Below are 12,265 nucleotides of genomic sequence, written 5' to 3' on the forward strand. Positions count from 1 at the left end.
CAGGAACAGGAGAGCAACGCTGTGGCGCATCAGTGGCGCGGAGTGATCCGCGAATACGCCGACCGGCTTCCGGTCGACGACGACACCCGCATCATCACCCTGGGGGAGGGCGGCACTCCGCTGGTGCATGCGCCCGCGCTCTCCGAACTGATCGACGGCGACGTGCACCTCAAGGTCGAAGGCATGAACCCCACCGGGTCCTTCAAGGACCGGGGCATGACGATGGCGATCACCGCGGCCGTCGCCCAGGGCGCACAGGCGGTGGTCTGCGCGTCGACCGGCAACACCTCGGCCTCGGCCGCGGCCTACGCCACGCAGGCCGGTCTGACCTGTGCCGTGCTCGTCCCCGCCGGCAAGATCGCCATGGGGAAGCTGAGCCAGGCCGTGGCCCACGGCGCCGAGCTGATCCAGATCGACGGCAACTTCGACGGCTGCCTGGACATCGCCCGCAAGCTTGCCGAGGCCTATCCGGTCTTCCTGGTGAACTCCGTGAACCCCGCGCGCATCGAAGGGCAGAAGACCGGGGCCTTCGAAGTCGTCGATGCTCTCGGTGACGCTCCTGACCTGCACCTTCTGCCCGTGGGCAATGCCGGCAACATCACGGCGTACTGGAAGGGGTATCAGGAGTACGCCGCCACCTGGACCAATCCGCATCAGGGCCAGGCCGCCCAGCCGCTGAGCCCTCGGGCCACGCGCACGCCCGCCATGTGGGGGTTCCAGGCGGCCGGCGCTGCGCCGATCGTGGCGGGCCACCCTATCACCGAGCCGGACACTGTGGCCACCGCGATCCGCATCGGCAACCCGGCCTCCTGGGAGAAGGCCGAAGCCGCCCGCGAGGACTCGGGCGGCGTGATCGAGTCGGTCACGGACGAGGAGATCCTCGCCGCCCATCGGTGGCTCTCCTCCAAGGAGGGCGTCTTCGTGGAGCCGGCCTCGGCGGCCGGTGTCGCCGGGCTGATCCGCAAGCATGCCGCCGGTGAGGTGCCCTCGGGTCTCTCGGTGGTCATCACGGTGACCGGGCATGGGCTGAAGGATCCTGACTGGGCGTTGAAGAACGCCGACGGCAGCGACGTGGAGCCGACGAGGCTGCCGCAGGACGTGGAGACCGTGGCTCGCCAGCTGGGCCTGTGAGCGGCGTCGGCGGAATGCAGGATCCGCGGGAACCGACCGGCGACGACCGCGGCAGGCCTGACGCGCGACTGACAGAGCAGGAGAACATGGGCATCACATTGGGCCAGGGCATCGGCGCCGAGGAGGCGCTCACCGGCGAGTCACGGTCAGCACAGCACCCGGGGTCGCCGGCGGCCCCGTTGACGGCGCCGCTGACGGCGCCGCGCAGCTTCCGCCTGCGTGTGCCCGCGACCTCCGCCAACCTGGGGCCCGGCTATGACTGCATGGGGCTCGCGCTCGATCTGCACGACATCATCGACGTCGTCGCGACTCCGCGCCGGGACGGGGACCGCCCGCAGGTCACCGTCAGTGTGGAGGGTGAGGGCGCGGCGACGCTGCCCCGCGACGCCACCCACCTGGTCGTCTCGCTCATCGAGAGGATCATGGCCCGACACGGCGTCGGGATGCCCGACCTCGAGGTGCGTGCGCACAACCACATTCCGCACAGTCGCGGCCTGGGCTCCTCGGCGGCGGCGGTGGCCTCCGCCGTCATCATCGCCGACGAGCTGCTCCCGGACGGGCTCACTGACGAGGAGAAGCTGCAGATCGGCTCCCGCGTCGAGGGGCACCCGGACAACTATGTGCCCGCCCTGCGCGGAGGAGTGGCCCTGTCCTGGCAGGAGGGGGACCGGTTCCACACCGTACCTCTGATCCCGCACGAGGAGCTGCGCACCGTCCTGGCCGTGCCCGACGTCGAACAGTCGACCGCCGAGGCCCGGGGTGTGCTGCCGGAGGTCGTGCTGCATGCCGATGCCGCGGCGAACTCCGCCCGCACCGGACTGCTGGTCCATGCGCTCACCTCCGCTCCAGAGCTGCTGCTCGCGGCCACCTGCGACCGTCTGCACCAGGAGCAGCGGCGTGCCGCCTTCGCACCGTCCATGGCCCTGGTGGACTCGCTCCGGGAGGCCGGTCACGCCGCCGTGATCTCCGGAGCCGGGCCCTCGGTGCTGGTGCTGGCGGCCGGGGACTCTGCGGCGCGCGCGGCCTGGTCGCACATCGCGGACCATGCCGCCAGGACGGACGACATGTGGACCCCGGCGATCCTGCCGATCAGCCGCGCAGGTGCTACAGTGGAGGAGTACCCGCGGTGATCACCGCGGTGTGCCCCACGGCAGCAGGCCATGCGACGATCGGTCGCATGCGGCTCTCCCGTGCACGGCGCCCCGCATCGTCGCCAGGCCATCATCACCGGTCCTGGAGACGATCACCGCACTTCTTCCGCGCGAGTCGCCTTCTTCTCTGTGCGCATCATGTCCAGACTCCGGGTTTCGGCTCGGAGTGGGACGCGTCTCGCGATGTCATCATGACGTTCCGAAGATGCCAGAGAGGGTCTCTCTCGACTGTGGACGTGCGGAAGAGGACGAACAGACCGACGGCCATCTGACGAGCCGTTGAAGACACGATGCAGGACGACGACGTCGGAACGCGCCCCGAGCAGAGCTGATCTGCCCCGGTTCGCTCCGCGCCGCTCCTGCCTGACGAGGGGGAAGGAATCCTTCGTGACAGACACCACCGCTGAGACCACTCAGGCTCAGGGAGCCGAGACCGCCGTGACCGGCGGCTCGACACAGACCACCGCCGCAGCGGCCGAGGGATCGGCGCCCGCGGAGAAGAAGACGACCCGTCGTCGGGCCACGGCCCCTAAGGCGGCCCCCAAGACGGCGGACCAGGCTCCGGACCAGGCTCCGGCCTCCGGCGACGACGGCAAGGGAGGCGGGCTGGCCGGTCTGAAGCTCGCCCAGCTGCAGGCGCTGGCCCAGCAGCTCGGCATCACGGGCAGCTCGCGGATGCGCAAGTCCGCGCTGGTCGAGGCGATCTCGGCCCATCAGCGCGGCGGCGCCGTCGCTGACCGGGAGGATCGCGCCAAGAAGGACGCCGGCAAGGACACAGACAAGAGCTCCGGCGAGGGCTCCGAGAAGCCTGCCGAGAAGGGCGCTGGCCAGGACACGGCCCAGGGCTCGGAGAAGGGCTCGGAGAAGTCTGAGAAGCAGGGTGGCCGCGGCGGACGCAACGGCCGTGCCGACTCGGATGCCCGCGGCAGCTCGAAGTCCCAGGACAAGGGCCAGGACAAGGGCCAGGACAAGGCTCAGGCGAAGGGCCAGGGTACCGACGCGCAGGACCAGCAGAAGCAGGACCAGCAGAAGGGCCGCGGGCGACGCGGCGACGACCAGTCCCAGAAGGGCGGTCAGGACGGCCAACGTGACCGCCAGAAGGGCGGCCGGGACGGCCAGAAGGACGGTCAGCGCGGCGGTCAGAAGTCCCAGGACGAAGGGCGCGGCGGCCGCGATGGTGGTCGCGACGGCGGTCGTGACGGCCGCGATGGTCGAGACGGTCGCGATGGCGACGGCGGTCGGCGCAACCGTCGCAACCGCAACCGCAACGAGCGCGGGAACCGTCGCCGCGGACGGGGCAACCCGGAGGTCGATGACACCGAGGTCACCGAGGATGACGTCCTGGTGCCGGTCGCCGGCATCCTGGACGTCCTGGACAACTACGCGTTCATCCGGACCTCCGGCTACCTGCCGGGCCAGAACGACGTCTATGTCTCGCTGGCGCAGGTCAAGCGGTACAACCTGCGCAAGGGTGACGCCGTGCACGGCAGCATCCGGGCGCCGCGGGAGGGCGAGAACCAGAACAAGCGTCAGAAGTTCAACGCGCTGGTGAAGCTGGAGGCGGTCAACGGCCGTCCCGCGGAGGCGAACACCGACCGCGTCGACTTCACCAAGCTGGTGCCCCTGTACCCGCAGGAGCGGCTGCGCCTGGAGGGCGACCCGAAGCTGGTCGGTCCCCGGGTGATCGACCTGATCGCCCCTATCGGCAAGGGCCAGCGCGGCCTCATCGTCTCCCCGCCCAAGGCCGGCAAGACGATGATCCTGCAGTCCCTGGCCAAGGCGATCAAGACGAACAACCCTGAGGTCCACCTCATGATGGTGCTCGTCGACGAGCGCCCCGAGGAGGTCACCGATATGCAGCGCACGGTCGACGGCGAGGTCATCGCCTCGACGTTCGACCGTCCGGCCGACGATCACACCACCGTCGCGGAGCTCGCCATCGAGCGTGCCAAGCGGCTCGTGGAGCTGGGCAAGGACGTCGTCGTGCTGCTGGATTCGATGACCCGTCTGGGCCGCGCCTACAACACCGCGGCCCCGGCGTCCGGCCGGATCCTCTCCGGCGGTGTGGACGCGAACGCCCTCTACCCGCCGAAGCGCTTCTTCGGTGCGGCGCGCAACATCGAGAACGGCGGATCCCTCACGATCCTCGCGACCGCCTTGGTCGAGACCGGATCCAAGATGGACGAGGTCATCTTCGAGGAGTTCAAGGGCACCGGCAACATGGAGCTGCGCCTGTCGCGGTACCTGGCCGACCGCCGCATCTTCCCGGCCGTGGACGTCAACGCGTCCTCGACCCGCCGCGAGGAGAACCTGCTCTCTCCCGACGAGATCAAGATCATGTGGAAGCTGCGCCGTGTCCTCTCGGGCCTGGAGCAGCAGCAGGGCCTGGAGCTGCTGATCAACAAGCTCAAGGAGACCGGTTCGAACGCCGAGTTCCTCATGCTGGCCAACAAGACCACGCTGGGGGACAAGAACAAGAAGGACTAGCGTCCCGCCGTCGTCGCATCATGTCCCACGTTCCTGTCGACCCGCAGCAGAAGGCCTTCACCCCATGGCAGCCCCAGACCCCTCTCTCGAGAAGCGCATGTTCGACTCCGTCGACACCCTGTTGGCGGAGCATGTCGAGCTGCAGACGCGGCTCTCGGACCCTGACGTGCACGCCGATCAGGCGCTGGCGCGGCGGCTGGGCCGTCGCTACGCCCGGCTCAACGGCGTCGTCGAGGCCCATCGACGCTGGTCCCGACTCACCGAGGACCTCGACGCCGCCCGGGAGCTGGCGGAGGAGGACTCGGACTTCGCGGAGGAGGCGGAGCAGCTGCGCCTCCAGCTCGACGCCGCGGCGGACCGTCTGCTGCGCATGCTCATCCCACGGGACGAGAACGACGCCCGAGACGTGATCATCGAGGTCAAGGGCGGCGCCGGCGGCGACGAGGCGGCGCTCTTCGCAGGGGATCTGCTGCGGATGTACACCCGCTACGCCGAGTCGAAGGGGTGGAAGACCGAGATCATCTCCGCGACGCCCTCCGACCTGGGCGGATACAAGGACGTCCAGATGTCCGTCCGTGCCGGTGCGACCGACCCGGCCCAGGGGGTCTATGCGCACCTGAAGTTCGAGGGCGGGGTGCACCGCGTCCAGCGCGTCCCCGAGACCGAGTCCCAGGGTCGCATCCACACCTCGGCCGCCGGGGTCCTGGTGCTGCCCGAGGTGGACGAGCCCGAAGAGATCGAGATCCACCAGAACGATCTCAAGATCGACGTCTATCGGTCGTCGGGGCCCGGCGGACAGAGCGTCAACACCACCGACTCGGCGGTCCGCATCACCCATCTGCCCACCGGAATCGTCGTGGCGATGCAGAACGAGAAGTCCCAGCTGCAGAACAAGGACGCCGCCATGCGGGTCCTGCGGTCGCGGCTGCTCGCCCACCAGCAGGAGCAGATCGACGCCGAGAACGCGCAGGCGCGGAAGTCCCAGGTCAGGACGATGGACCGGTCGGAACGCATCCGGACCTACAACTACCCGGAGAACCGCGTCGCCGATCACCGCACCGGATACAAGGCGTACAACCTCGACGCGGTCATGGACGGCGACCTCGAGGCCGTCGTCCAGTCCTGCATCCAGCTCGATGAACAGGAGCGCCTGTCCGCACTGGCGGAGGGTCACGGGGCATGACCGCCGAGGTCTCTCCGACGCAGGTGTCCCTGGAGGACCTCCTGCGGGACGCCGTGGTTCGGCTCCGCGACGCTGGGGTGCCGTCTGCCCGAGTGGACGCCGAGATCCTGCTGGCCCATGTGCTCGGCGAGAGCCGTGGCCGCGCCGCCGCCCTGGCGCTGGCCGGGCGTCGGGCAGATCCCGAGACGGCAGAACGGCTGCGGTCCCTGGTGGACGAACGCGCCCGGCGGGTCCCTCTGCAGCATCTCACCGGCCTCGCTCCCTTCCGCGGACTGGAGCTGCGGATCGGCCCTGGCGCCTTCATCCCCCGTCCGGAGACCGAACAGGTCGCCCAGGCGGCGTTGGACCACCTGCAGTGCGTCAGGGTTTCCCGGCCCCGGGTCATCGACCTGGGCACCGGCTCGGGGGCGCTGGCGGCCGCCATCGCGGCCGAGCATCCCGCTGCAGAGGTCCACGCGGTGGAGCTCAGCGAGCAGGCGGCGGCCTGGGCGCGGGTGAACCTCGAGCCGCACGGGGTCACCCTGCATCGGCAGGACCTGCGCGAGGTGCCGGCAGAATGGGAGGCCGCCTTCGACGTCGTGGTCTCCAACCCGCCCTACATCCCGCCGGGGATGGTGCCCACGGAGGCGGAGGTGCGGGAGCATGATCCGGAGCTGGCCCTCTACGGCGGGGGCCCCGACGGCCTGCAGGTGCCGTGGGCGGTGGTGGACAGTGCCGCGGCTCTGCTGTCCGCCGGCGGCTGGATGATCATGGAGCATGCCGAAGTGCAGGCTGCGACGATCGCGGCGCGGTTGGCCGAGGATCCACGGTTCGCCCAGGTGCGCACCCACCAGGACCTGACCGGACGGGACCGCGCCACGAGTGCTGTGCGCACAGACACAGCTGCTCGCCCGAGTCCGTTCGACGCCATAGACATGGGAGAATGACGCGCGTGACCCAGATTGTCGACTGTCATGAACTCGATGCTCGTTCCGCAGGGATCGCCGCGGCCACGGAGGCCGTGCGGCGCGGAGAGTGCGTGGTCATCCCCACCGACACGGTCTATGGGATCGGTGTGGATGCCTTCTCCCCGCAGGCGGTGAGCATCCTGCTGGCGGCCAAGGGCCGCAACAGGACGATGCCGCCCCCGGTGCTGATCGGGCGACAGGCGGTCATGGACGCCCTCGCCGATGAGGTGCCGGAGGCCGCCCGCGGCCTGGCAGAGGCATTCTGGCCCGGCGCGCTGACACTGATCCTGCAGGCCCAGCCGTCCCTCGCCTGGGACCTGGGGGAGACGCGGGGAACTGTGGCGCTGCGCATGCCTGCCGACGACCTCGCCCTGGAGCTGCTGAACCAGACCGGCCCGATGGCGGTCTCCTCGGCCAACCGCACCGGACTGCCCGCCGCCACGGAGGTCGCCCAGGCCCGCGAGATGCTCGGTGAGGCCGTCAGCGTGTATCTCGACGACGGCGTCCGGGACACCACCAGCCCGTCCACGATCGTGGACTGCACCGTGGAGCCGCCTCGAGTGGTCCGGCACGGGGCGATCAGCCTCGCCGAGCTGCGGGCCGTCGTGCCGGATGTGGCGTCGGACGTGGCTGGCGACGCTGCGGGCGACGCCGTGGACGAGGGCTGAACGGCCGACTGACTGCCCCATGATCTATTTCCTCATCGTGCTCACCATCTCAGCGGTGGTGACCTACGCGATCACGCCCCTGGTCCGCCACGTGGCGCTGACCCTCGGGGTGTACACCCCTGTCCGCGCGCGGGACATGCACCGCCAGACCCTGCCCCGCTGGGGCGGGGCAGGGATGTTCGTCGGCATGGTGGTGGGCCTGGCGGCGGCCGCAGCGGTCCCGTACCTCAGCGGGATCTTCGCGGATCTGACCCCGGTGCGCGGAGTCTTCGCCGCTATGGTGCTGATCCTCATCGTGGGCATGGCGGATGATGCCTGGGACATCCACTGGTTCTTGAAGCTCCTCGGGCAGATCGGTGCCGGCGTGCTGCTCGTCGTGCACGGCGTGCGGCTCGAGGTCATGCCCGTGGGCTGGCTGGGCGTGGGGGACGTCCCCGTGCAGTCGGCGCTCACAGTGTTCCTCGTGGTGCTGACCATCAACGCCTTCAACTTCATCGACGGGCTGGACGGGCTGGCCGCCGGCGTGGCTGCGATCGGCGGCAGCGCCTTCTTCATCTACAGCTACCTGCTGACGCTGTCGATCAACGCCTTCGACGCCTCCAACCTGGTGACCCTGCTCATGGCGGTGATGGTCGGCGCATGCCTGGGCTTCCTGCCGCACAACTTCCATCCGGCCCGCATCATCATGGGGGACACCGGGGCCATGCTGCTGGGGCTGGTCATGGCCGCCGGTGCGGTCGCGGTCACCTCCGACGTCGGACAGCTCACCGAAGGCTGGCGCTTCCGGAACGTGCCCGCCTACATGCCTGTGCTGCTGCCTCTGGCGGTGACCCTGCTGCCGCTGCTGGATCTGGCCCTGGCGGTGATCCGGCGCACCGCCCGAGGAGCCTCGCCGTTCAGCCCGGACCGGGGCCATCTGCACCACAAGCTGGTCGACGGCGGCTACTCCCATCCCCAGGCGGTGCTGCTGCTGTACCTGTGGTCCGGTCTCTTCGCCTTCGGCGCCGTCTCCTTCAGCTTCCTGCCCTGGTGGTTCGTGAGCCTGAGCATGTTCGTCTCCCTCGGGGGAGCCACAGCGTTGACGCTGTGGCCGTCCCTGCGCCGCCGGGCCCGGCGGCTGAATCGTCAGGCGGCCGAACGCGCACTGCGCGCCCGACGCGAGGGCTCGGCATGAGCGGGCGGATCTTCCCCCGTGCCACCGGCTGGCGCCGCGTGCTGTGGCTCGCCCTGACCACCGGCGGGGCGATGATGGCGGCCGCCGTCCTGCTGGCGTTGCCCGTGGCCGGCGTCGACGCCGGGATGAGCGCCGCACTGGGCGGTTCGATGGTGCTGGTCCTCTCGGCGGTGAGCCTCGTGCTGGTCGACGTGGCCGAGCGGGTCATGCCCAGCCAGGCCATCACAGCCTTCATGCTCGGCTTCGCCCTGAAGCTGGCGGTGCTCGCCGTGGTCCTCTCCTCGGTGACGGCCCCTGGGTGGGTGCTGCCGGGGTGGACCGTGGGGGCGGCGGCCGCTGTCGTCATCGCCTGGCAGTCCGGCGAGATCGCCGCCTTCCTGCGCCTGCGCACGCCGATCGACCCGGAGAGTGGCAGGAACGGCTCCGGCTGACGTCTGACGTCATCGACGAGCAGTTTTCTACACGGCGTAGTACAGTGGACTCCGGTGTGAGAGGCATGCCGTGAGTCACGTCGGTCTTTGATAAGCTTGCCAAGGGCCGCATCACGGTGATGGATTCTGTCCATCCACCGCTCCACAGCTTGACCTTGCTCTGAGGTTGAGGGATGTCTCTGTGTGCTTGTCACCGGAGAGAATCCGCCGATTGCGCCTAGAACGACGTAGAGACGGAGACCCTCCGGCTCGATCCATGCCCGGGGCTTCTGGCCCCTTGTGCCCGATGACGGACACCGCAGAGAGGACCAGCGTTGCATTCGCTTGCGCTCGCAGCCGACGACGAGGGTGGTTTCGCCCCGCCCACCATCAGTGAGACCCACCTCCCCGAGATCTTCCCGTGGATGGCGGAATGGGGGAGCGGCTTCGGCAAGAACATGCTGATGGTCGTCCTGGCCGTGCTGGCCATCTGGTGGTTCTTCTCCTTCGCCATCCGCAAGCAGGCGCTCGTGCCGTCACGACTGCAGTTCGTCGCCGAGGGCGGCTATGCCTTCGCGAGGAACACCCTCGGACGGGACATCCTCGGCGAGAAGCACTTCAAGCCCTGGGTCCCGTTCCTGTTCACGGTGTTCTTCTTCGTCCTGTTCAACAACCTGTTCGGAGCCATTCCGTTCCTGCAGATGCCGACCTTCTCCCACGCGGGGTCGGCCTACGCGATCGCGGCCATCATCTGGGTCACCTGGATCTTCATGGGCTTCAAGCTCCACGGAGGCCGCTTCCTCAAGCTGATGACGGTGCCCTCGGGCGTGCCGAAGTGGTTGCTTCCGCTGCTCATCCCGATCGAGTTCCTCTCCAACTTCCTCATCCGCCCGCTGACGCATTCGCTGCGAATCATGGCCGTCATGCTCGCCGGCCACATCATCGTGATGCTCGCCGGTTCAGGTGCGGAGTTCCTCATCGCGCAGCAGGAGGGCATCGGCAATGCCAGCCTCGGCGTCCTGATCCTGCTGGGCTCCATTCCGCTCTACTTCCTCGAGATCATCATGATGGTCCTGCAGGCCTTCGTCTTCGCGCTGCTGACCGCCATCTACATCCAAGGCTCCATCGAGGCCGACGCCCACTGAGCGGAGGCCCTTCCCGAGCGCTCCGGCCTTGCGCCGAGGCGACCGGGAAGGCTACAGACAACTTCACACACCGGGCGCCGCGAGCGTCCGCCGAAGAGAACGAACGTCCGACCGGCTGCGCCGGACGGGCGGACACACAGAGACAGTCCCGGTGAGACGCACCGGGATCGAGACAGAAAGAGAGAAACTCCATGGATGGATCCCTGAACATGCTCGGCATGGGCATCGCCGGCCTCGGTGCTGCCATCGCCATCGGTCTGGTCTTCGCCGCCTACATCAACGGTGTGGCCCGCCAGCCCGAGGCGCAGCGCGTGCTGCAGCCGATCGCCATCCTCGGCTTCGCCCTGGCAGAGGCGGTCTTCGTCCTCGCCATCGTCTTCGCCTTCGTGCTCTGAGGCGGGTCAGAGGCAATCCGTGAACGGGGCACAGCGGCGCTGGGCCCCCTCCAGACCGTCTGACTAGTGAAAATGGGTGAACACATGATCAGCACTTCACTGATCCAGGCAGCCGCCGAGGACGCCAACCCTCTGGTGCCCAACCTGTGGGAGACGCTCGTCGTCATCCTGGGCTTCCTGGTGCTGCTGTTCGTCGTGGTGAAGTTCATCGCTCCGGCCTTCGAGAAGGCCTACCAGGATCGCCGCAACGCGATCGAGGGCGGCCTGAGCCAGGCCGAGGAGGCCAAGGCCGAGGCCGAGGCGATGAAGGCCGAGTACGAGCAGAACCTGGCGGACTCCCGCGCCGAGGCCAGTCGCATCCGCGAGGAGGCCCGCGCCGAGGGTGCCCAGATCGTCGCTGAGCACAAGGAGAAGGCGGCCGCCGAGGCGGCACGCATCACCGAGCAGGCTCAGCAGCAGATCGCCGCCGAGCGCCAGCAGGCCGCGGTGACGCTGCGCCAGGACGTCGGCACGCTGGCCACACAGCTCGCGAGCCGGATCGTCGGCGAGGCGCTGGAGGACGACGCCCGTTCGCAGCGCGTGGTCGACCGCTTCCTGGCCGACCTCGACGCTGAGCAGTCGAACAGGACAGGAGCGGCACAGTAATGGCTGCGGTGACCGGTGAATCCCTCGCCACCCTGCAGGAACAGCTGTCGGAGACTCTCGCGGCCAGCGAACTTCCCGTGGCGGACGAGCTGTTCGGCGCGCTCGACGTGTTGGACTCTTCGGCGGGTCTGCGCCGCAGCCTGACCGACCCTGCCCGTGAGGCGCAGGAGCGGGCAGGCGTCGTGCGCGGCCTCTTCGGAGCCAAGGCGCGTCCGGCCACAGTGACGGTCCTCGAGGCGATCGCTTCGCAGCGCTGGAGCCGGGAGCGTGACCTCGGCGACGCGGTGGAGCGCCTGGCGGTGGCCGTCGTGGCCGCGCAGGCCGAGAAGGACGGGTTGCGGGGCCTCGAGTCGCTGGAGTCGGAGCTGCTGGCGTTCCGCCGGGCGGTGCTGTCCTCCCACGAGGTCCAGCGGGCGCTGACGGACAGCCAGGCTCCGGCCGAGTCGAAGCAGAAGCTGGCGGCGCGCCTCTCACCGGAGGCCGGCGCCGAGGCCCGCCTGCTCATCGACCGCGCGGTCTCGACTCCTCGCGGACTCCGGCCGGAGGCGCTCGTCGAGCGTTTCGCCGAGCGCATCGCGGCACGTCAGCAGCGTTGGATCGCCCAGGTCACCGTCGCCAAGGAGCTCGACGCCGCCCACCGGCAGCGTCTGAGCGCCAGCCTCGACCGGTACTTCGGCCGAGAGCTCAGGCTCGACGTCGTCGTCGACCCCTCTGTTGTCGGTGGGATCCGGGTGCAGGTCGGTGATGAGGTGGTGGACTCCACGGTCGCCACCCGACTCAACGAGCTCCACCGGAGGCTCGCCGGCTGATCCGGGCGACCCGGAGCAGCGCACGCGTCTCGCAGCGCCGTTGACATCCAGCGCTGATGGCGCTGACATACACGTGAATCTTTGAACCAGACGGCCGCAGCTGCGGCCACGACACAGGAG

Annotated in this window: 12 protein-coding genes; all 12 read left to right on the forward strand. The window is 69.2% G+C overall.

Annotation, left to right across the window (positions count from 1 at the left end):
• The first annotated feature begins 21 nt into the window (after positions 1-21).
• The 12 genes from thrC (at position 22) to ABD658_RS10150 (ending at position 12,145) form a co-directional block, all read left to right on the forward strand.
• Entirely contained in the window at positions 22-1,131 is a 1,110-nt protein-coding gene (thrC, locus tag ABD658_RS10095) for a threonine synthase (RefSeq protein WP_344681866.1), read from the forward strand.
• Between the two features lie 86 nt (positions 1,132-1,217).
• On the forward strand, positions 1,218-2,261 hold the full coding sequence (thrB, locus tag ABD658_RS10100; protein ID WP_344681864.1) for a homoserine kinase: 1,044 nt from the start codon (positions 1,218-1,220) through the stop codon (positions 2,259-2,261).
• A 627-nt stretch (positions 2,262-2,888) separates the two neighbouring features.
• A complete protein-coding gene (rho, locus tag ABD658_RS10105; protein ID WP_344744490.1) occupies positions 2,889-4,769 on the forward strand; it encodes a transcription termination factor Rho in 1,881 nt (626 codons plus the stop codon).
• A 97-nt stretch (positions 4,770-4,866) separates the two neighbouring features.
• Positions 4,867-5,952, forward strand: coding sequence for a peptide chain release factor 1 (gene prfA, locus ABD658_RS10110; protein ID WP_344744492.1), 1,086 nt, complete (start codon positions 4,867-4,869; stop codon positions 5,950-5,952).
• On the forward strand, positions 5,949-6,878 hold the full coding sequence (gene prmC, locus ABD658_RS10115; protein ID WP_344681858.1) for a peptide chain release factor N(5)-glutamine methyltransferase: 930 nt from the start codon (positions 5,949-5,951) through the stop codon (positions 6,876-6,878). Before prfA ends, prmC begins: the two co-directional genes overlap by 4 nt.
• Positions 6,875-7,567 (forward strand): L-threonylcarbamoyladenylate synthase, encoded by a 693-nt coding sequence (locus ABD658_RS10120; RefSeq protein WP_344744462.1) that lies wholly within the window; start codon positions 6,875-6,877, stop codon positions 7,565-7,567. The genes prmC and ABD658_RS10120 overlap by 4 nt, the downstream gene beginning before the upstream one ends.
• Before the next feature lie 19 nt (positions 7,568-7,586).
• The gene (locus ABD658_RS10125; RefSeq protein WP_344681854.1) at positions 7,587-8,741 is read left to right on the forward strand and encodes an MraY family glycosyltransferase; all 1,155 of its coding nucleotides are present in this window, start codon (positions 7,587-7,589) and stop codon (positions 8,739-8,741) included.
• The gene (locus ABD658_RS10130) at positions 8,738-9,172 is read left to right on the forward strand and encodes a hypothetical protein (RefSeq protein WP_344681852.1); all 435 of its coding nucleotides are present in this window, start codon (positions 8,738-8,740) and stop codon (positions 9,170-9,172) included. The genes ABD658_RS10125 and ABD658_RS10130 overlap by 4 nt, the downstream gene beginning before the upstream one ends.
• A 314-nt stretch (positions 9,173-9,486) precedes the next feature.
• A complete protein-coding gene (gene atpB / locus ABD658_RS10135) occupies positions 9,487-10,296 on the forward strand; it encodes a F0F1 ATP synthase subunit A (protein WP_170922575.1) in 810 nt (269 codons plus the stop codon).
• Between the two features lie 191 nt (positions 10,297-10,487).
• Complete coding sequence (locus ABD658_RS10140; protein ID WP_070162116.1) at positions 10,488-10,691, forward strand: ATP synthase F0 subunit C; 204 nt, start codon at positions 10,488-10,490, stop codon at positions 10,689-10,691.
• 84 nt (positions 10,692-10,775) lie between these two features.
• Entirely contained in the window at positions 10,776-11,336 is a 561-nt protein-coding gene (locus tag ABD658_RS10145; protein WP_085437205.1) for a F0F1 ATP synthase subunit B, read from the forward strand.
• Complete coding sequence (locus ABD658_RS10150) at positions 11,336-12,145, forward strand: F0F1 ATP synthase subunit delta (protein WP_344681848.1); 810 nt, start codon at positions 11,336-11,338, stop codon at positions 12,143-12,145. Before ABD658_RS10145 ends, ABD658_RS10150 begins: the two co-directional genes overlap by 1 nt.
• The last annotated feature ends 120 nt before the right edge of the window (positions 12,146-12,265 follow it).

Source organism: Nesterenkonia aethiopica, from assembly GCF_039534665.1.
Classification (GTDB): domain Bacteria; phylum Actinomycetota; class Actinomycetes; order Actinomycetales; family Micrococcaceae; genus Nesterenkonia; species Nesterenkonia aethiopica.

Coding starts and splice junctions, on each gene's coding strand:
- ABD658_RS10140 (WP_070162116.1), top strand. CDS start 10,488: ATGGATGGATCCCTGAACATGCTCGGCATGGGCATCGCCGGCCTCGGT.
- ABD658_RS10145 (WP_085437205.1), top strand. CDS start 10,776: ATGATCAGCACTTCACTGATCCAGGCAGCCGCCGAGGACGCCAACCCT.
- prfA (WP_344744492.1), top strand. CDS start 4,867: ATGTTCGACTCCGTCGACACCCTGTTGGCGGAGCATGTCGAGCTGCAG.
- prmC (WP_344681858.1), top strand. CDS start 5,949: ATGACCGCCGAGGTCTCTCCGACGCAGGTGTCCCTGGAGGACCTCCTG.
- ABD658_RS10130 (WP_344681852.1), top strand. CDS start 8,738: ATGAGCGGGCGGATCTTCCCCCGTGCCACCGGCTGGCGCCGCGTGCTG.
- ABD658_RS10125 (WP_344681854.1), top strand. CDS start 7,587: ATGATCTATTTCCTCATCGTGCTCACCATCTCAGCGGTGGTGACCTAC.
- ABD658_RS10120 (WP_344744462.1), top strand. CDS start 6,875: ATGACGCGCGTGACCCAGATTGTCGACTGTCATGAACTCGATGCTCGT.
- ABD658_RS10150 (WP_344681848.1), top strand. CDS start 11,336: ATGGCTGCGGTGACCGGTGAATCCCTCGCCACCCTGCAGGAACAGCTG.
- thrB (WP_344681864.1), top strand. CDS start 1,218: ATGGGCATCACATTGGGCCAGGGCATCGGCGCCGAGGAGGCGCTCACC.